This window comes from Pseudomonas putida (assembly GCF_003228315.1).
GTDB lineage: Bacteria > Pseudomonadota > Gammaproteobacteria > Pseudomonadales > Pseudomonadaceae > Aquipseudomonas > Aquipseudomonas putida_S.
Genome location: NZ_CP029693.1, coordinates 1,448,632 through 1,465,002 on the forward strand (window position 1 = coordinate 1,448,632; position 16,371 = coordinate 1,465,002).

The following is a 16,371-nucleotide window of genomic DNA, read 5'->3' on the forward strand; positions in this document are numbered from 1 at the left end:
TATATTCCAGCGCTGCGCCGATGTCGATGCATCCGGGCCTTGGCAGCCACGATCAAAACCGGCGGCATAGAGGATCAAGACACCTACCGGTCGGAAGGCAGTTAATACACCTCAACAGGTACAGAGCTTCTTGCAAGCCCTGCAGTTGAGTTTCCCTTCACTTTTCCAGGCTGCGCCATGATCAATATCGAAACGCCTACCTACTACTCGGCAACCAAAAAATACAATCTGAGTTTCCCCACGCTTGAACAGGATGTGGAAGCGGATGTCGTTGTGATTGGCGGTGGCTTCTCCGGCATAAACACCGCGTTGGAACTCGCTGAAAAAGGCATCACCAACATTGTGGTGCTCGAAGCTCGATATCTGGGGTTCGGTGGCACTGGCCGCAACGGTGGGCAGATCATGGCCGGTATCGGTCACGACCTGGAGAAGATCAAGACCCAGGTCGGCGAGCAAGGACTGCGCGAGATCTTTGAAATCAGCGAACTGGGTGCCGGCATCATTAAGGACCGAATCGCCAAATACTCGATCGACGCAGACTTCTGCAACGGCTACGGCTACATGGGCTTCAACGCCCGCCAGGAAAAAACCCTGCGTGCCTGGGAGAAGGACTTCAAGTCGATCAATACCAAGGACGAAATCCGCTTCATGGCGGGCTCCGAGGTCAAACAGATCATTGGCTCCGATGCCTATACCAGTGCGTTGCTGCACATGGGCGGTGGCCACGTGCATTCATTGAATCTGTTGCTGGGCGAAGCCAAGGCGCTGGTCGGGCACGGTGCGCGCATCTACGAACACAGCCCGGCGCTGGAAGTCAGCTATGGCGAGCGCATCACGGTGCGCACAGGCCGGGGCTCGGTGAAGGCTTCGAAGTTGCTGTGGGCCTGTGACAGCTTCCTCAACAAACTGGAGCCCGAGCTGCACAAGACCACGTTGAACACCTACGCCTTCCAGTTGATGACCGAACCGCTGTCGGACGAAATGATCAACCGCATCAGCCCGATACGCGGCGCCTACAGCGATATTCGCCCGGTCATCGACTACTACCGTGTCACCAATGAAAACCGTCTGCTGTTCGGTGCCGCGACGCCCTTCGTCGAGCACATCCCACAGGATCTGAAGGCGTGGAACCGCAACCTTATGCTGAAAATTTTCCCGTACCTGAAGGACGTGAGAATCGACCTGGCATGGGGTGGCCCGATGGCCACCGGCGCCAATCTGTTTCCGCAGATCGGCACGCTCAGCGGCCGCAAAAACGCATTTTATGTTCAGGGTTACGCCGGTTTCGGCGTCACGCCGAGCCACATCATCTGCAAGATTCTGGCTGAGGGCATGAGCGAAGGCTCCTCTCGTTATGACCTGATCAGCTCGGTCAAACATGCGCAGATCATGGGCAAAGATCACCTTCGGCCGCTGCTGCTGACAGCAGGCAAGAGCCTTCATCAACTTTCGGGCTATTTCAACGGTCGCCGTTGATCCCGACACTTTCAATCACAGGAAAACTGCCATGCCTATCACCACCCTCAAGAAAGAGATCCAACTGTCCGAGCTCGATGCCTGGGGCACTGTCGCTGACCTCGGTTCTGAAATCCTCGAAGGCGAAGTCAAAGCCTTCGGGAAAATGACGTTTGGCGCGCCGACCGATCCGGTCAGCAGTGCTTACTTCGGCACGACCCAAGGCAAGTTCCGCATGGTTTATCCATTCGCCGAACAAGCAACCGTGGTCACTGGCGAAGTGGTTCTGACGGACGAATCCACTGGGCAGAGCACCCGCTACGCGGCTGGCGACAGCTGGTTCGTCAACAAAGGCACCCCGGTGCTCTGGGAAGTTGTCAGCGAAAGCTTCGTGAAGCATTATTTCGCTGTCGTCTGATCGATCCCCGCTGCCGGTTTCTGCCGGCAGCTTTTTTTGGCGAGGGTTACTGACCATGAACGCCATCCCTGCTCAGGAAGTTGCCGGCCATTGTCTGCAGGCTTTCACTCAACTCGTTCCGGCCAGTCAGGCCGCGTTTTATTGTGTCGACCGCCAACTGCAAGCCCGTGACTTTCGGTTGCACTGCATGAGCGGCGAGATGCATCGCGATTATCTGGACAACTACCGCCAGTACGACCCGCTGCAACCACGCAATTGCCTGTCGAGCGGTCTGACGGTGGTGCCCCTGGGTCTCGCCATGGCTCGACAGCCCGCACGGGACAGCCGTCGCTATCTGGACTTCCTGCAACGCTACGGCGTAGTCGATGTAGTGGAAGTTCTCGCTCATCGCGCAGGCCAGCCAAAGGCTGCGATTTCATTGCTGCGCACGGCCACGCAAGGCGCTTTCACTCCCGCTCAATTAGCCCAGCTCAATGCCTTGCAATCGTTATTGCAAATGGCCGTCGCCAATATGCAACCGCATGAAGACTCGTTGATCGGGCTGACCCCCAAAGAACGCCAGATCGCGCTGTTGTTGCGTCAGGGTGCCAGCAACAAGCAACTGGCCCAGGAGCTGGAAGTCGGTCTGCCAACCATCAAGACTCACTTGATCAACCTGTTCCGCAAGACCGGGGTAACCAGCCGAACCGAACTGGTGGGGGCACTATTTTTATAAGCCGGTTCAACCATCTGGTTGATAGGCGAGTCAGTTTCCGGGCGGCATGATCCAGGTTGTCAAATCACACAACCGGAGCCATGCAATGACCACAAATTCTGACTGGATCACCGTAGGTGCCCTCGCTGACGGATTCGCCCCAGAAGCCTTTATCCTGCCCAACCTGGCCGATCTCAACGGCAAGACCTTCACGCTGCACTTCGCCAACGGCTGGCAGATCGAGCACCGTTTCGAAACAGAAATGCTGAACTGGAACGCCGCTGATGGTCACTCCAGCGGATCTGCCGAGTACCGCGCCACGTCCGTGCGCCCGGGCCTGTATCTGGTCGATTTCATCAAGCGCGAAGCCGGCCAGGCCTGGTCAGTGAGCCTGGTCCTGGATACCGCCACGTCGTCGTTCACCGCCGTAATCGGACGCATGCCGCCACAGGCCGAAACTCAGGAAGGGCTTTACAGCCGCGCGCTCGCTGGCAAAGCCCTGACGTCGGTGGAAGTGGACTTCCTCCATGGCAGCCTTGATCGCCCCTGGCAGGAAGGCCAATGCCCCCATAAGCCAACTCAGGAGCTGACCGGTATTCGCAACCTGTATCGCTACAGTCCGAGCGAAGTCTACGAACACATCTACCTCAACGACCAGTTCTATTCCTGGCAGTGCCTCAAGGGTGTCGAGCAAGGCCTGTGCGATACCGACCGCTGCCATTACTACAAGATTGCCGATGAGCTGTACCTGTTTGTCTGGCGCGAAAAGATCATCCCGACCCTGGGTCTGGTCTTGATCGACATGCAACAGCACCGCAGCGACGGCAAGATCTTCGGCTATGCCGGTTCTTCCTTCGACGAGCTGTCGAACTTTCCGGTCAGCTCCTACTGCCAGGTTCTCAACCGCACGGAGTATCCAGATGCCTGAGTCACGCACGGTTGTCATCACCGGTGCCGGAACGGGCATCGGTGCCGCCTGCGCCCGGTTGTACTCGGCCGAGGGTGCCAATCTGGTGTTGGTTGGCCGACGCCGTGAGCCTTTGGAGCAGGTCGCCCGGGAAACCGGCGGCCTGATCCTGGTCGGCGATGCGGCCTGTCCGGATACGTGGGAAGGTTTCGTAGTGCGGATTCGTGAGCGCTTCGGTCGGCTTGATGTGCTACTGGCCTGTGCCGGCGGTCATGGTCTGGGCAGCGCGACTCAGACCAGTCCGCAAACCTGGGAAACATCGCTGCGCAGCAATCTGGACAGCGCGTTCTACAGTGCCAGGGCCTGCCTGCCGCTGCTGATCGAACAGGCTGGCAACATCGTACTGATCGGCTCCATAGCCTCTTTAGCCGCAGGCCCTGAAGTTTGCGGATACACCACCGCCAAGCATGCGTTGCTTGGGCTCAACCGCTCACTGGCCAGGGACTACGGGCCACGCGGCGTGCGGGTGAACGCTGTGTGTCCGGGATGGGTCACGACCCCGATGGCGGATGAGGAAATGAAGCCGTTGATGAGTTTCTATGGCGACACGCTGCAGCAAGCCTACGACCGGGTTTGTGCCGATGTGCCATTAAGGCGCCCTGCCAGCGCCGAAGAAATTGCTAAGGTCTGTCGCTTTCTTGCCAGCGCCGACGCCTCGATCATCACAGGGGCGACCGTGGTCGCCGATGGAGGTTCGAGCATCGTCGATGTGCCAACGCTGGCTTATGCTCACATGGAAGTCGCCCATGCGTGAAGACTTCAATTTCAGCGGAAAAACGGTACTGGTGACCGGTGGCGCGCAAGGGATTGGCCGGGCAATCGTCGAAGCTTTCGCATTGCGCGGAGCGCGGGTGATGATCGCCGATCTTCGTCTGGCTCAAGCTCAGGCGCTTGCTGCGCAGTTAAAGGAGCAAGCGTGTCAGGTTGAGGCGGTGGACATTGATCTGGCCGACGCGACAGCCGTATCGAGGCTGGTGCACGGGTTGGAACGAGACTGGGGTCGTCTGGATATTCTGATCCACAACGCCGGTTACTTTCCGTTGACACCATTCGCCGAGATCACCCCCGCCATTCTTGAACGCACGCTGGCAGTCAATCTCTCGGCACTGTTTTGGTTGACCCAGGCGGCCTTGCCGATGTTTCAGCGTCAGGGTGGCGGTTGCGTATTGGTGACCTCGTCAGTGACCGGGCCACGGGTCGCCTATCCGGGGCTCAGCCACTATGCGGCGTCGAAGGCTGGGGTTAACGGGTTTATTCGAAATGCCGCTTTGGAGCTTGCCAGCGATAAGGTGCGCGTCAATGGGGTCGAGCCCGGCATGATCGCCACGCCTGCCATGGACAATCTTGGCGACGGCCAGGTCAACGACGACATCGCAAGCCGGGTTCCGTTGGGTCGTCTTGGCAAACCGGAAGATATTGCCGGGGCCATGCTCTTTCTGGCGTCTGATCTGGCGGCCTACATCACTGGGCAGACAATCGTTGTGGATGGTGGATCGACCTTGCCCGAGGTGTGATTACATCGATTCACCCAGCAGCAAAAACCTGACATTCATGTTCAGCCACGGCTTGCACCTTCGAGCATCGACAGTGAATCACTGAAGACTCGCAACAAGGCTGCGAGCCGTTTTGCGTATGCCTGCGGCGCTGCATAGATTAGTTCCACATGCAGGCTGTCGACGATGCCAAGGTACGCGTCGCAGAACACCTCAAGTTGCTCGGGATGAGCCGCCGGCCATTTGTACCGGTCCCGCGTTGCACGTTGAAAATACTGGCGAATCTGCGCCAGGTAAGCCTCGAATCCAAGCGTGATGACGGCACGGATATCGGCTGGAGGAAAGTAGGCGGTGCGCAATAGAAATCGCAGGTGCGCCGATGCTTCATAGCGTCCAATCAAACACTCGACGTGCAGTTGGCCGGGCACTCCTGCGCGTCCGCCCTCCTCTTCAAAGCAGGCCGCGACATACTGGTGCTCATGCCTCAGTGCAATCTTGAACACCGTCTCGAACAAGGCATCCTTGCTGCTGAAATGCGCATAGAGCGATGCCTTTCGCATGCCCGCCATGACCGCGATCTCGTTGAGGGATGAAGCGTCGTAACCATGATCGGCAAAATGTTCGACGGCGACGGCGCAAATGTTGGCGGCCGAAGGGGTGAGTGGCTTCATGTCACAGGACTCCCTGACACCGACCAACGCATGAGAGGCGGCAAACTGCATATTGAATGGACTACCACAGGCTGAAGAAATCATGACTTATCCTGGCGCTCGAGAACCTTATCCAGCACTCAAGCGAACGGCAATTCATTAATACATTAACTTTAACCACGAGTCGAAAGCCGTAATGGCTTCACAACCTACGCTGCACCCACAGCCTGCTGTAAATGAGTAGAGCGAAAATCCTTGGGCGACAGCTCAAACTGCTTCTTGAACGACCGGCTGAAATGCGCGGAATCGGTAAAACCCCACTTGTAGGCAATAGAGGTGATCGACTCACTTTTGAGAAACGGATTCGTCAAATCATCAGCGCTGCGTTTGAGCCGCGCACGCTGAATGTAACGGCAGACACTGTCGTCCTGCTCTTCAAACAAACGGTACAGATGGCGAACGGAAATGTTCAATCGACTGGCCAGACCCACGGGGCTCAGGCCAGGCTGAGTCAGGGACTCATCGATGACTTTCTGAACGTAGCTGCGCAGATTGTTACCCTGCAAGGACGCACTGCTGTCACCCGGCGCGCTGTCCGTTTCGAACGCGGAACCCAGCAACGAAACGAAAGCCGATTGCAGTGCCTCTCCTTCTCCAGAGGAATCCTGGCTGTCCAGCCCCTCCCGGCACAGTTGGTCCATCAACACATGGAGCATCCGCCCACAGGCCTTGCTGGAAGAAATCTTGCCGAAGGTTTTCGACCGGCTCCCCAGCTGCTTGCACACCTCATTGCGTGACAGCGAAAGGGAGGCATGTTCGATCAACCCGAACGGGGTTATCTCTATCGAGCCGGTCGAGTCCATGAGCAACATGTCGCCCGGCGCCAACTGGATGACCTGGCCATTCTGCGCGATCTGACAATAGCCACTGCGTTGGCTCACGAGAAAACAATGCTGATCATTATCGTGGTCGGCGTTGGGCCGTTCGCGCCTGATCAAACCTGCATTGGTGCGCAGGTTTGCCAGCGAGAGACGGTCCTGGGACCGCTTGGAAACCTCGCCGATGAACAGCGAACGGTTGAACGCCAATTCAGTATCGAAATGACCGCACGCCGCTCGCAGATCACGCGTCCAGGCTTCCAATCCATATTGCGTAGACTCATTGATGCTCATGGTATCTCCACAATGGCTTGTTGTTTTTGTTGTGCGATAGTTAACATGTTATCTATATGCGCGCAACAAGTACAGGGTGCCGATTGCAGAGGCATTAATGATGCCAAAACTTAAATCAGAGCGTGCCTAATGTGCGTTGCAGGCCCATCAGTACATTCAACAGCACATCGCGCTGCACGCCGCTCAAGGTGATGTAACGCCGGAATGACGGCATCCGGTTGACTACCTCGCTACCGCCCATATGCTCCAATCGAACGCGCCATTCATGCCCGTCCAGAGTGAGCTGAAGGCGCTTGAAATCCAGCGACATCAGCGATTGATGCAACATTGGGTCTTCTTGCAACCGAGCCTGGAGCCTGGTCAGCAACTCAGGTGCTCCCGTGCGTTGTTTACACACCAGCCCTGTCCGCCGGATTGACCCGCTGTGGTGCAGATCAAAGTGGGCACTGCCCTGCTCCGAGGCAGGCACCCTCACGGAAAACTCAGTCATCACCAGATGCATCAGTAGCTGGGATTGCGTGCGCTCGACAACATCGACCTGAAGGTGGCTCTCACCGAGAAAAAACACGGCCTCGGCCGGGCCCGTGGAAGCAAAACTCGCCACACCCAGATTGCGCCGCAGGTACTCAAGCGTTACCCCGGGCCTGTAGCCGTTCGGGGCACGTCGTGCGCTGAATGATTCAGACAGTTTTTGCAGCATGGTCGAGATAACTGTTGTGAGGGTTGCCAGGCTCATGGGAAAACTCCTTGGCCAGCACTTCTTCAACGATAGCCGGCTTGAATGGATTGACTTTCTGCACCACCAACGTCCAGAAAAGCGCATAGGCAGCCGCAATGCTGAGCATCACCCCGAAAGGCACATAGATATCGGCAGGGTTCATTCCAGGCGGCGTGATGAACCACATGCCCAGCAAGATGCCAGCACTGGAAAGAATCTGCGGCAATGGGAACAATGGCGAGCGATAGGCCCGTGGCAGATCAGGGCGGCGAATCCGCAGGCTCACCACCGACAGCGTCACCAGCAGATAGGCAAAACTCCACGCGCAGACCGCGGCCAATACCAGGTTCATGATGTTGTCGGTATTGCCACCCAACCAAAAGGCGTACAAGCACGGAATCAGCATCGCCACCAGAATGCACAGCAGCGGCGTCTTGAAGCGTGGGTGCAAATAGGTGAACACCTTGGGCAACGCACCGTCCACTGCCATGCCGTACAGAATTCTCGGCACACCCGCCATCAGCGTATTGATGGTCGCTGCGCCTGCAAACAGAAAACCGATGCCCAGCCACAACGGACCGACATGTCCCATGACTTGCTCAGCAAATTTCGGAATGGCCATGGGGGTGTCGAGCAGATGCACGCCCGAGGCGGCATCCAGTAGTACGTTCTCGACCTGACGCTTCATCGCGGCGCCATAGATGAACATGCAGGTAGCAACGCTCAACAATCCCAGAATCATGGCCTTGGGCATAACCTTGGCCGAATTGCGCAAGTCCGGCGCCAACGGGGTGACGAACTCGCAACCAACGAACATGAACATCGCCATGCCCACCAGCGACAGGATCGTGATCAGGTCAGTGCCTACCAGCGACACTCCGAACCAGCCATCCAGTTGCACCGCCGGTGCGGCGATCAAACCCAGTACCCCGAACACCATCAACGTGGTCCACATGCCGAAAGTCAGAATGATCTCGGCCTTGCCGAAGGCGCTGACGCCGAAGGCATTGAGAATCGCGAACACAACGACGAACCCGACGCCGAGCAACCACGAACCACCGGCGGACTCTGCCAGTGTATTGAGGTGCTCGAAGTTCACCAGCGCCATGACCCCCGAAAGTATGGTTTCAGCGGTGCCCGCAAACACATGCACGATCAGGTATGCCGATAACGTGCCGGTGATCGCGAAGAAGCGCCCGAGACCGCAGTTGATGTAGTCATAGACCGAGCCGGTGGTTGGCAGGATCGAGGCCGCTTCAGCGAAGGTGGTTGCCTGGGCCAGCATCATGACCACCGCGATCAGCATGGCCACCGCAAAAGCGCTGCCGCCGATACCAAAACCCATCGTGGCCGTGAGAATGACCGGGCTGGCCATGATCAGGCCAATGGTGCTGGCTAACGCGGTGGGAAAACCAACGCTACCTCGTTTCAGATGCTCTGTGAGCCTGTCATTGATCGACATGGTGCGGATCCTCAAAAGCGGATTTCTTAGTGGAATTATTTAGCCGTTCAAGGAGCCGGCGATAAAGCCTTCCCCAGCCGGTCCCTGATCGAAACGGCTTCGTGTGCGGAATCACTTTGCGCCCCTCTCACCCTCATCGTCTTGCCCATGTCTGCCGACGGTTTTGTTGCTGCCTGCCAAGGCGTATTGCCTGGCTGACAGGGTCAATTCTGTGGCACGCAGGTGAAAGACTTGGTCCTTTTACGGTTGCCCTAATGCGCCCTCGACCATTTGGCTGTCCAACAATACTGGGGAACGTAACAATGGAGCACATGCGTAAAACACGATCACTACCCGCCGCTGTCAGCCTGGGTGCTGCACTCCTGATCACACACTCATCAGCCAATGCCTACGAGTTCTACGCCGACAATGACACCAAGGTGACCGGTAATTTTCTGGCTGTTTACGGGATGTTCAATAGCCGCAAAAATTATGACGGCACCCCCGGTGGTTCCAGTTGGCGCGAAGGTTTCATCAAATATGGGCTGAGTGTCGATCAGACTCTGGGAGGCGCGGGCAGCGTGTATGGCACGGCAAATCTGGTCAGTTCCGGCACTTGGGGGGACGGCGATGCAGCGGGTATAACCGACGGTACAGAACGCACCACGAAATTCGATGAAGCGTTTGCGGGATGGCGCTCAGGCGAACTCTTTCCGGTCCTTGGAAAGGACGGCGTTGACCTGTCGTTTGGCCGCCAGGTCATTACGCTGGGCGACGGTTTCATCATCAACGACGACGGCCTGAATTTTGGCAAGGGGCCCGCCGACGGCAAGCTCAATCGCGGAGGCGCTTATTACCTGGCTGCTCGCCATGCATTCGATGAGACTGCCGTTGTTCGTCTGGGGGGCAAGGACGGAGTACACGGCAGCATGATGTGGATGAAGTCCGACAATCGCTCCCAGGCCAACACCGAAATGGCTGCTGGAACCCTGGAGTACACAGCGGAACCGGGTACTCTGGGCCTGACTTACATTCACGGCATCGACGTCGATGACCGCTTCGCCAGCGACTTCCAGAAGCAGCGTGACGGCATGAATATCTACAGCCTGCGCGGAGCGGGTAATGCCGGCATTGAACACGCGCATTTTTCCTTCGAATATGCTTGGCAGGATAAAGACGCCGGGCCGGAAAAAGCCTGGTACACCGAAGCAGGCTACACCTTCGCCGACCTGCCCTGGTCGCCCGACGTCACTTACCGCTACAGCCGCTATTCGAAAGACTGGGATTCGATGTTCAATGGGTTCAATCGCGGCTACGGCACCTGGTTCCAGGGTGAAGTCGCCGCCAACTATTCGGGCCCTTTCAACAGCAATACGTCAGTCCAGCATGTTGCTTTGAAGGTCAAACCCGTCGACACAGTGACTATCGGTGCGCTGTTCTTCGACTTCAAGACATTGCACAAGAGCGAAGCACTGAACCTCGATGGCCGTGAACTGGATCTGTACGCCGAATGGGCTGCGAACGAACACCTGATCATCACCCCACTGCTTGGCCTGTATAAGCCTGATAAAGATGCAAGCAATGGCGGTAACCAGGTGGGTGGCAATGGCACCAACGTCTACAGCCAACTCACGGTAGCTGTGCCGTTTTGATGCCATTCGGGAGCTGCTCCGCGCAGCTCCTGAACATCCCCCACACAATTGAGACCGGGTTAGACTCACACGAAAACGGCGCCCTGAGGCGCCGTATAGTGCATTTCGACAATGCTTAACACTGCCTGATCAGGGTCTTCAATACTGCCTTGAAGGTTTCGATCTGTTCCTTGCTGAAATCAGCGAAGACCTTGTCCTGCTGTTCCTGCGCAATAGACCAAAGATCCTCGGTCTGCTCGATACCCGCAGTGGTCAGCCGCACTCGACTGGCATCATCGTTAACCAATCCCTTGCGTTTCAGATTGGCCACCGCCTCATCGATCTCCCGAACCGGCATCGCCACTTCCCGCAGCAGTTCGTTTGCACTCAAGCCAGCATCACTTTCCAGCACCATCAGCATCCGCGCCTCGCTGGTGCGCAGGCCAGTAGACAACTGCCGGGGCTGATAGCTGGACTGGTAGGCCCGCACCGCCTGAGTCATCAGGTAATACAGGTTGTGGCTGAGGCGCCCCTGGAAATGACTGGTAGGGCGTGGACTGCCATCTTGTTTGGTCATACGGGTGTGCGGCAGCACCATCGAATAGGCGCCCTGGTGATACAGCAACGGCGAGCGACCGAAATCATCGAAGGCCACCACTTTGCCGATCATGATCCAGTGGTCACCACCGTCTACCTGCTGATACTTCTCGCAGTGAAAACGCGCCGAGCAATCGGCGAATACCGGCGAGCCGCCTTCCCCTGATTCGTACTCGATCTCGGCGAAGCGGTCTTCCTTGGGGCGGGCAAAATTATTGGACAGATCAATCTGGTCTGCCGCCAGTACGTTGACCGCAAAATGGCTGGCCTGCTCGAACACCTCGTGACTGTTGGAGCGTTTATCGATACTCCACAACACCAGCGGCGGATCGAGGGATACCGAGTTGAAGCTGTTGGCGGTCACCCCGACTTTGCGCCCGGACGCGGTGGCGGCCGTCACCACGGTCACGCCAGTGGCGAAGTTGCCCAATGCCCGGCGAAATGCCCGTGGGTCGAAAGTGGTTTCATTGGCTGCGCAAGCGCTGTTATCAGACATGCAAGTCTCCCGGACTGCTTGCGTGAGCAGTCCTGATTGTTGTTATGAGAGGTGGGCTCAGATCATGCTCGGATCAGGTTCCAGGCCCATCAGTTCACGGCCGAGGATTTGCGCACAGACGTCATAGTCGGTGTAGGCATGCGCGCCCGTCATGTGCGAATCACGGAACAGACGCTGCATCTCGTTGTGTTCGAACCAGGCGTTACCACCAGCAGCTTCGAACAAACGGTCCACGGCCTGGATACACATCTTGGTGGCGTAGGCCTGATTGGTGCGCCAGAACGCCAGGGTCTCGCGGCTTGGACAACGTTGCTGCTCGCTGTGCTCGGCGTGTTCCTGCCAGGTCTTCTCGAGAAAGGCCCGTGCAGCGGCCACTTGATGAGTCGACTCAGCCAGACGCATCAGCGCCGGCGTCGCCGCACCGACCGCCGCACCGGTGTACGCACGCACGCGGGTCTTGGTCTTTTCGCGGAACACTTCAAGCATCCGCTCGGCAACGCCCAGGCTCACGGTGGAAAAACCGCTGGCGAAGTAAGGACGGTACGGCGAATAGAAAATCTTGCTGTCCGGGTACAGACCGAAGCCTGCGGATTTGCCTTCCATCATGTCCTTGGCTTTCTGGATGCGGTGTTCCGGCACCCGCACATTGTCGATGATCAAGGTCTTGGTGCCGCTGCCTTTCATCCCGGCAGCGAACCAGTCATCACGGATCTGATAATCACTGCGCGGCAGTACCGCGAAGCAGTAATCCTGAGTGCCTTCAGCGTTCTTGCGGCGGAAACCGACGATCGCCCATTCGGCGTGATCGCAACCGCTGCTCCAGCCCATTTCGCCGCTGAACAGCACCCCTCCTTCAATTTCTTCGGTGCGCCCGAACGGCGCGATACTGCTGCTGGCCGTGGCATCCGGGTCATCGCCCCAGACTTCCTGCTGCAGTTCGGCCGAAAACAGCGCCAATTGATGGCTGTGGGTGCAGAGAAGGCTCATGGCCCAGGCGGTGCTGGCGCAAGAGCCTGCGAGCAAAGCAATGCAGTCGGCAAATTGCGGCAGCGATATTTCCATTCCCCCGAACTTCTTCGGCTGAAAGGCCCGATGCATGCCGATGCTTTTGAGCAGTGCAATGTTCTCGTCGGGGACCTTGCGATCCTGTTCAGCCTGGAAGGCGTTGGCAGCGATCGCCGGCAGAATGGACTTGAGGTCTTCAAGGAGCGGGTTTGGCTTTTTCATGGATGGCCCTGCTTATTATTGAATACCCGGCCAACTACCCGAACCGACGGGTAGCGCTGGATGCAGGGCCAGTATGGAGTGAGCCACGAGCCCAGAAAATGCACCTTCCAGAGTCAAGATTGTACTTTTCAAAGGCAATACACCAAGGCTTCGAATGGGTCTGGCAGTTACAGTCATAGGCGTGGGCAGGCACAGTCAAGCCAGCCTGAGACCCATGGATTAGTCTCGGGGCTTTCTTTGTTCGCCATCAGGAAAATCCCATGAGCGATATCCCGCTGCTGTCCCAAGTTGAAGCCTTCCTGAGTCGAAACCATGCGTTGTTCATCGACGGTGGCTACGTTCAGAGTCATTCCAGCCACACACTGGAAGTGGTCAATCCAGCCACCGGCCAAGTCATCGCCCGAGTTGCCGACGCAGACACGGCCGATGTCGATGCTGCCGTCGAGTCGGCCCGCCGCGGCTTCAGGCAATGGTCCCAAGTCGCCCCGGCAATCCGTGGCAATGTGCTGCTGAAACTGGCCGACCTGCTGGAGCAGAACCGCGAAGAACTGGCGCAGATCGAAACCTGCCAGTCAGGCAAGATCATCCAGATTTCCCGGGCCTTCGAAGTCGACCAGGCCGCACACTTTCTGCGCTACTACGCTGGTTGGGCGACCAAGATCAGCGGCCAGACCATCACCCCGTCACTGCCCTCCTTTTCCGGCGAACGCTATACCGCTTTCACCTTGCGTGAACCGGTCGGGGTAGTGGTCGGCATCGTACCGTGGAACTTCTCGACCATGATCGCCATCTGGAAACTGGCCTCGGCGCTGGTGACCGGCTGCAGCATCATCATTAAACCCAGTGAGTTCACGCCGTTGACCATCCTGCGGATTGCCGAATTGGCCATCGAAGCGGGCTTGCCTGCTGGCGCACTGAACGTTTTGACGGGCGGTGGTCTGGTGGGCAAAGGGCTGGTCGAGCACTCGGGAACCGACAAGGTTTCATTTACCGGCTCCGTGCCCACCGGCATTGCCGTCGGCCGCAGTGCCATGGGCGCCGGGTTGACCCGCGCAACACTGGAACTCGGTGGCAAAAACTCTGCTGGCTTCCTGCGCGATGTGGATCTGGACAAGGCCGTCGATGGCATCATCGAAGCCGGATTCCTGCACTCCGGGCAAATCTGTGCAGCCGCCGAACGCTTCTTCGTCCATCGTTCACAGATCGATCCGGTCATGGACAAACTGGCCCAACGCTTGAGCACGCTCAATATCGGATCACCACTGGATGAGCGCACCGAATTCGGCCCAGTCACCAATCGCCAACATCAGCTGAAACTCGGCGAGTACTTCACCAAGGCCCGCGCCGAAAACAACACCATCATTCACGGTGGCAACCTGATCGACGGCCCGGGCTGCTACGTTGAACCGACGGTGATTCTCGCCAACAGCGTCAACGACACGCTGCTCAACGAGGAAACGTTCGGCCCGATTGCGACCTTCTTCCCTTACGACACTGAAGAAGAACTGCTGGAGCTGATGAACAACACGCCTTACGGCTTGAGTGCCAGCCTATGGACCAACGACCTGGGCAAAGCCCTGCGCATGGTGCCTGCGATGAACGCCGGGACAGTGTGGGTGAACATGCACACGATGCTCGATCCGGCAGTGCCTTTCGGAGGTAACAAATCCTCAGGCGTAGGCCGGGAGTTTGGCAGTGCGTTCATTGATGACTACACCGAACTGAAGTCAGTGATGATTCGCTACTGAAGCGATCAAATCCGCAGTGGCCGGGCCCAGGAAGACCTGGGTCACTCCACACCAGACATGACCGTGTTTTTAAAAACCCATGACCGCCCCGTTTTCGTGGACTGAACGGTCATGGGGCTGCCTTTCGACAACTCGGACAATACAGGGTTGGAATTCCTGCTCTCCAGCAGAGAATCCCATTAACTTCAGATGCCTACCTGACTGATGAATTTGGTCGTCAGATAGGCATCCAGACCTTCAGTCCCGCCCTCACTGCCGTGACCGCTGGCCTTGATGCCGCCGAACGGCGTTTCCGGCAGGGCCAAACCAAAGTGGTTGATCGAAACCATCCCGGCTTGCAGGCGATTACCCAACTCAGTCGCGGTCTTCAATGACCGGGTGAATGCAAACGCCGCCAGCCCGTACTCCAGACTGTTGGCTTGCGCTATCACGCTGTCCAGATCATTGAAACGCAACAATGGCGCCACCGGACCGAAAGGCTCTTCATTGAGAAGACGCGCCTGCTCTGGCAGGTCGGTCAATAGCGTCGGTTGGAAAAAATGGCCGGTGTTGCCGATCCGGCTTCCGCCTGTCAGCACCGTGGCGCCGAGGTCGCGGGCATCGGCGATCAACTCTTGAACCATCATCAAGCGTCGAGCATTGGCCAGCGGCCCCATCTGGCTAGCCGGGTCGAAACCGTCGCCCACCTTGAGCTGTCCCGCCAGTTCGGTGAATCGCCGAGAGAAAAGATCAAATACTGCGTCATGCACATAGAAACGCGAGGGTGAAGCGCACACCTGCCCTGCATTGCGGAACTTGAGGGTGCAGGCCAATGCGGCCGCAGCTTCGACGTCGGCATCCTCGCAGACGATAAACGGCGCGTGACCGCCCAATTCCATGGTCGTCAGTTTCAAGTGTGTCGCGGCCAGTGCGCCGAGATGTCGACCTACGGAAGTCGAGCCGGTAAAGGACACTTTTCGAATAATCGGTGACTTGATCAGGTAATCGGAGATGTGCGCAGGGTTACCGAACACAAGGTTCAGCACGCCCCTGGGCACACCCGCATCGTGGAAACAGCGCACCAGTTCGATCACCGCTCCCGGCGCCTCCTCCGGCGCCTTGATGATGATGCTGCAGCCCGCGGCCAGAGCCCCGGCTATCTTGCGCACTGCTTGATTGATCGGAAAGTTCCACGGTGTGAAAGCGGCCACCGGACCGACCGGCTCGCGCACCACCAGTTGGCGTACCGCCGCATTGCGTGAAGGCACGATGCGACCATAGGCGCGCCGACCTTCCTCGGCATACCACTCAATATGGTCGGCCGCGCTTTTGGCTTCCATGGTCGACTCAGCCAGTGGCTTGCCCTGGTCCAACGTCATGCACTCGGCCATCAGCGCGTGGCGCTCGCGTACCAGCAAAGCCGCTCGCCGCAGGATGCCTGAACGGTCGTAGGCAGATGTCGTGGACCATCTCTCAAATCCGCTCGCGGCCGCTGCCAATGCGGCGTCCAGATCTTCATTCGAAGCGATCGGCAATTGCCCGATCGTCTCGCCCGTCGAAGGATTGATCACAGCCGCAGTGTTGCCGGCACTGCCGGCAGTCCATTGGCCGTCGATGTAAAACAACAGGTCGGTGTACATGGATCACTCCTCGCAAATGGGTATTGAACGCTAGCGATTGCAAAG

At 57.8% G+C, this 16,371-nt stretch carries 15 protein-coding genes; 8 read left to right on the forward strand and 7 right to left on the reverse strand.

Features of this window, described 5'->3' with window-relative positions:
• Positions 1-177 precede the first annotated feature (177 nt).
• The 6 genes from DKY63_RS06450 (at position 178) to DKY63_RS06475 (ending at position 5,048) form a co-directional block, all read left to right on the forward strand.
• Positions 178-1,476 carry an NAD(P)/FAD-dependent oxidoreductase gene (locus tag DKY63_RS06450; RefSeq protein WP_110963333.1) on the forward strand — a complete coding sequence of 433 codons (1,299 nt, stop codon included), beginning with the start codon at positions 178-180 and terminating at the stop codon, positions 1,474-1,476.
• A 31-nt stretch (positions 1,477-1,507) separates the two neighbouring features.
• Complete coding sequence (locus DKY63_RS06455; protein WP_110963334.1) at positions 1,508-1,873, forward strand: cupin domain-containing protein; 366 nt, start codon at positions 1,508-1,510, stop codon at positions 1,871-1,873.
• Positions 1,874-1,928: 55 nt separating this feature from the next.
• Positions 1,929-2,588, forward strand: a complete 660-nt coding sequence (locus DKY63_RS06460) for a helix-turn-helix transcriptional regulator (protein WP_110963335.1) — start codon at positions 1,929-1,931, stop codon at positions 2,586-2,588.
• 85 nt (positions 2,589-2,673) lie between these two features.
• A complete protein-coding gene (locus DKY63_RS06465) occupies positions 2,674-3,495 on the forward strand; it encodes a molybdenum cofactor biosynthesis F family protein (RefSeq protein ID WP_110963336.1) in 822 nt (273 codons plus the stop codon).
• Entirely contained in the window at positions 3,488-4,288 is an 801-nt protein-coding gene (locus DKY63_RS06470) for an SDR family NAD(P)-dependent oxidoreductase (RefSeq protein WP_110963337.1), read from the forward strand. Before DKY63_RS06465 ends, DKY63_RS06470 begins: the two co-directional genes overlap by 8 nt.
• Entirely contained in the window at positions 4,281-5,048 is a 768-nt protein-coding gene (locus DKY63_RS06475) for an SDR family oxidoreductase (protein WP_110963338.1), read from the forward strand. Before DKY63_RS06470 ends, DKY63_RS06475 begins: the two co-directional genes overlap by 8 nt.
• A 41-nt stretch (positions 5,049-5,089) precedes the next feature.
• Here the strand turns inward: DKY63_RS06475 and DKY63_RS06480 are convergent, their stop codons facing one another.
• From DKY63_RS06480 to DKY63_RS06495, 4 genes are all read right to left on the reverse strand, one after another.
• On the reverse strand, positions 5,090-5,698 hold the full coding sequence (locus DKY63_RS06480) for a TetR/AcrR family transcriptional regulator (RefSeq protein WP_110963339.1): 609 nt from the start codon (positions 5,696-5,698) through the stop codon (positions 5,090-5,092).
• A gap of 188 nt (positions 5,699-5,886) precedes the next feature.
• Positions 5,887-6,849, reverse strand: coding sequence for a transcriptional regulator FeaR (gene feaR / locus DKY63_RS06485; RefSeq protein WP_110963340.1), 963 nt, complete (start codon positions 6,847-6,849; stop codon positions 5,887-5,889).
• A 115-nt stretch (positions 6,850-6,964) separates the two neighbouring features.
• Entirely contained in the window at positions 6,965-7,585 is a 621-nt protein-coding gene (locus DKY63_RS06490) for a DUF3156 family protein (protein WP_430523143.1), read from the reverse strand.
• Positions 7,530-9,029: an APC family permease gene (locus tag DKY63_RS06495; protein ID WP_110963342.1), complete on the reverse strand. Its 1,500-nt coding sequence runs from the start codon at positions 9,027-9,029 to the stop codon at positions 7,530-7,532. Before DKY63_RS06495 ends, DKY63_RS06490 begins: the two co-directional genes overlap by 56 nt.
• Positions 9,030-9,331: 302 nt before the next feature.
• Here DKY63_RS06495 and DKY63_RS06500 point away from each other — a divergent pair, with 302 nt between their 5' ends.
• A complete protein-coding gene (locus DKY63_RS06500) occupies positions 9,332-10,660 on the forward strand; it encodes a hypothetical protein (protein ID WP_110963343.1) in 1,329 nt (442 codons plus the stop codon).
• A gap of 115 nt (positions 10,661-10,775) precedes the next feature.
• Here the strand turns inward: DKY63_RS06500 and DKY63_RS06505 are convergent, their stop codons facing one another.
• Both DKY63_RS06505 and DKY63_RS06510 read right to left on the reverse strand, forming a co-directional pair.
• Entirely contained in the window at positions 10,776-11,732 is a 957-nt protein-coding gene (locus tag DKY63_RS06505; protein ID WP_110963344.1) for a p-hydroxyphenylacetate 3-hydroxylase reductase component, read from the reverse strand.
• A gap of 57 nt (positions 11,733-11,789) precedes the next feature.
• Positions 11,790-12,959, reverse strand: a complete 1,170-nt coding sequence (locus DKY63_RS06510) for a p-hydroxyphenylacetate 3-hydroxylase oxygenase component (protein WP_110963345.1) — start codon at positions 12,957-12,959, stop codon at positions 11,790-11,792.
• Between the two features lie 260 nt (positions 12,960-13,219).
• On the opposite strand from DKY63_RS06510, the gene DKY63_RS06520 reads away from it, so the two are divergent.
• Complete coding sequence (locus DKY63_RS06520; protein WP_110963347.1) at positions 13,220-14,707, forward strand: aldehyde dehydrogenase family protein; 1,488 nt, start codon at positions 13,220-13,222, stop codon at positions 14,705-14,707.
• 185 nt (positions 14,708-14,892) lie between these two features.
• On the opposite strand, the gene DKY63_RS06525 is transcribed toward DKY63_RS06520, so the two are convergent.
• The gene (locus tag DKY63_RS06525; protein WP_110963348.1) at positions 14,893-16,326 is read right to left on the reverse strand and encodes an NAD-dependent succinate-semialdehyde dehydrogenase; all 1,434 of its coding nucleotides are present in this window, start codon (positions 16,324-16,326) and stop codon (positions 14,893-14,895) included.
• Between the last annotated feature and the right edge of the window lie 45 nt (positions 16,327-16,371).

Excerpts from the sequence above, each read along its gene's own strand:
- feaR (WP_110963340.1), bottom strand. The coding sequence starts at position 6,849 with ATGAGCATCAATGAGTCTACGCAATATGGATTGGAAGCCTGGACGCGT.
- DKY63_RS06505 (WP_110963344.1), bottom strand. The coding sequence starts at position 11,732 with ATGTCTGATAACAGCGCTTGCGCAGCCAATGAAACCACTTTCGACCCA.
- DKY63_RS06455 (WP_110963334.1), top strand. The coding sequence starts at position 1,508 with ATGCCTATCACCACCCTCAAGAAAGAGATCCAACTGTCCGAGCTCGAT.
- DKY63_RS06520 (WP_110963347.1), top strand. The coding sequence starts at position 13,220 with ATGAGCGATATCCCGCTGCTGTCCCAAGTTGAAGCCTTCCTGAGTCGA.
- DKY63_RS06470 (WP_110963337.1), top strand. The coding sequence starts at position 3,488 with ATGCCTGAGTCACGCACGGTTGTCATCACCGGTGCCGGAACGGGCATC.
- DKY63_RS06465 (WP_110963336.1), top strand. The coding sequence starts at position 2,674 with ATGACCACAAATTCTGACTGGATCACCGTAGGTGCCCTCGCTGACGGA.
- DKY63_RS06460 (WP_110963335.1), top strand. The coding sequence starts at position 1,929 with ATGAACGCCATCCCTGCTCAGGAAGTTGCCGGCCATTGTCTGCAGGCT.
- DKY63_RS06510 (WP_110963345.1), bottom strand. The coding sequence starts at position 12,959 with ATGAAAAAGCCAAACCCGCTCCTTGAAGACCTCAAGTCCATTCTGCCG.
- DKY63_RS06480 (WP_110963339.1), bottom strand. The coding sequence starts at position 5,698 with ATGAAGCCACTCACCCCTTCGGCCGCCAACATTTGCGCCGTCGCCGTC.
- DKY63_RS06450 (WP_110963333.1), top strand. The coding sequence starts at position 178 with ATGATCAATATCGAAACGCCTACCTACTACTCGGCAACCAAAAAATAC.
- DKY63_RS06495 (WP_110963342.1), bottom strand. The coding sequence starts at position 9,029 with ATGTCGATCAATGACAGGCTCACAGAGCATCTGAAACGAGGTAGCGTT.
- DKY63_RS06475 (WP_110963338.1), top strand. The coding sequence starts at position 4,281 with ATGCGTGAAGACTTCAATTTCAGCGGAAAAACGGTACTGGTGACCGGT.
- DKY63_RS06490 (WP_430523143.1), bottom strand. The coding sequence starts at position 7,585 with ATGAGCCTGGCAACCCTCACAACAGTTATCTCGACCATGCTGCAAAAA.
- DKY63_RS06525 (WP_110963348.1), bottom strand. The coding sequence starts at position 16,326 with ATGTACACCGACCTGTTGTTTTACATCGACGGCCAATGGACTGCCGGC.
- DKY63_RS06500 (WP_110963343.1), top strand. The coding sequence starts at position 9,332 with ATGGAGCACATGCGTAAAACACGATCACTACCCGCCGCTGTCAGCCTG.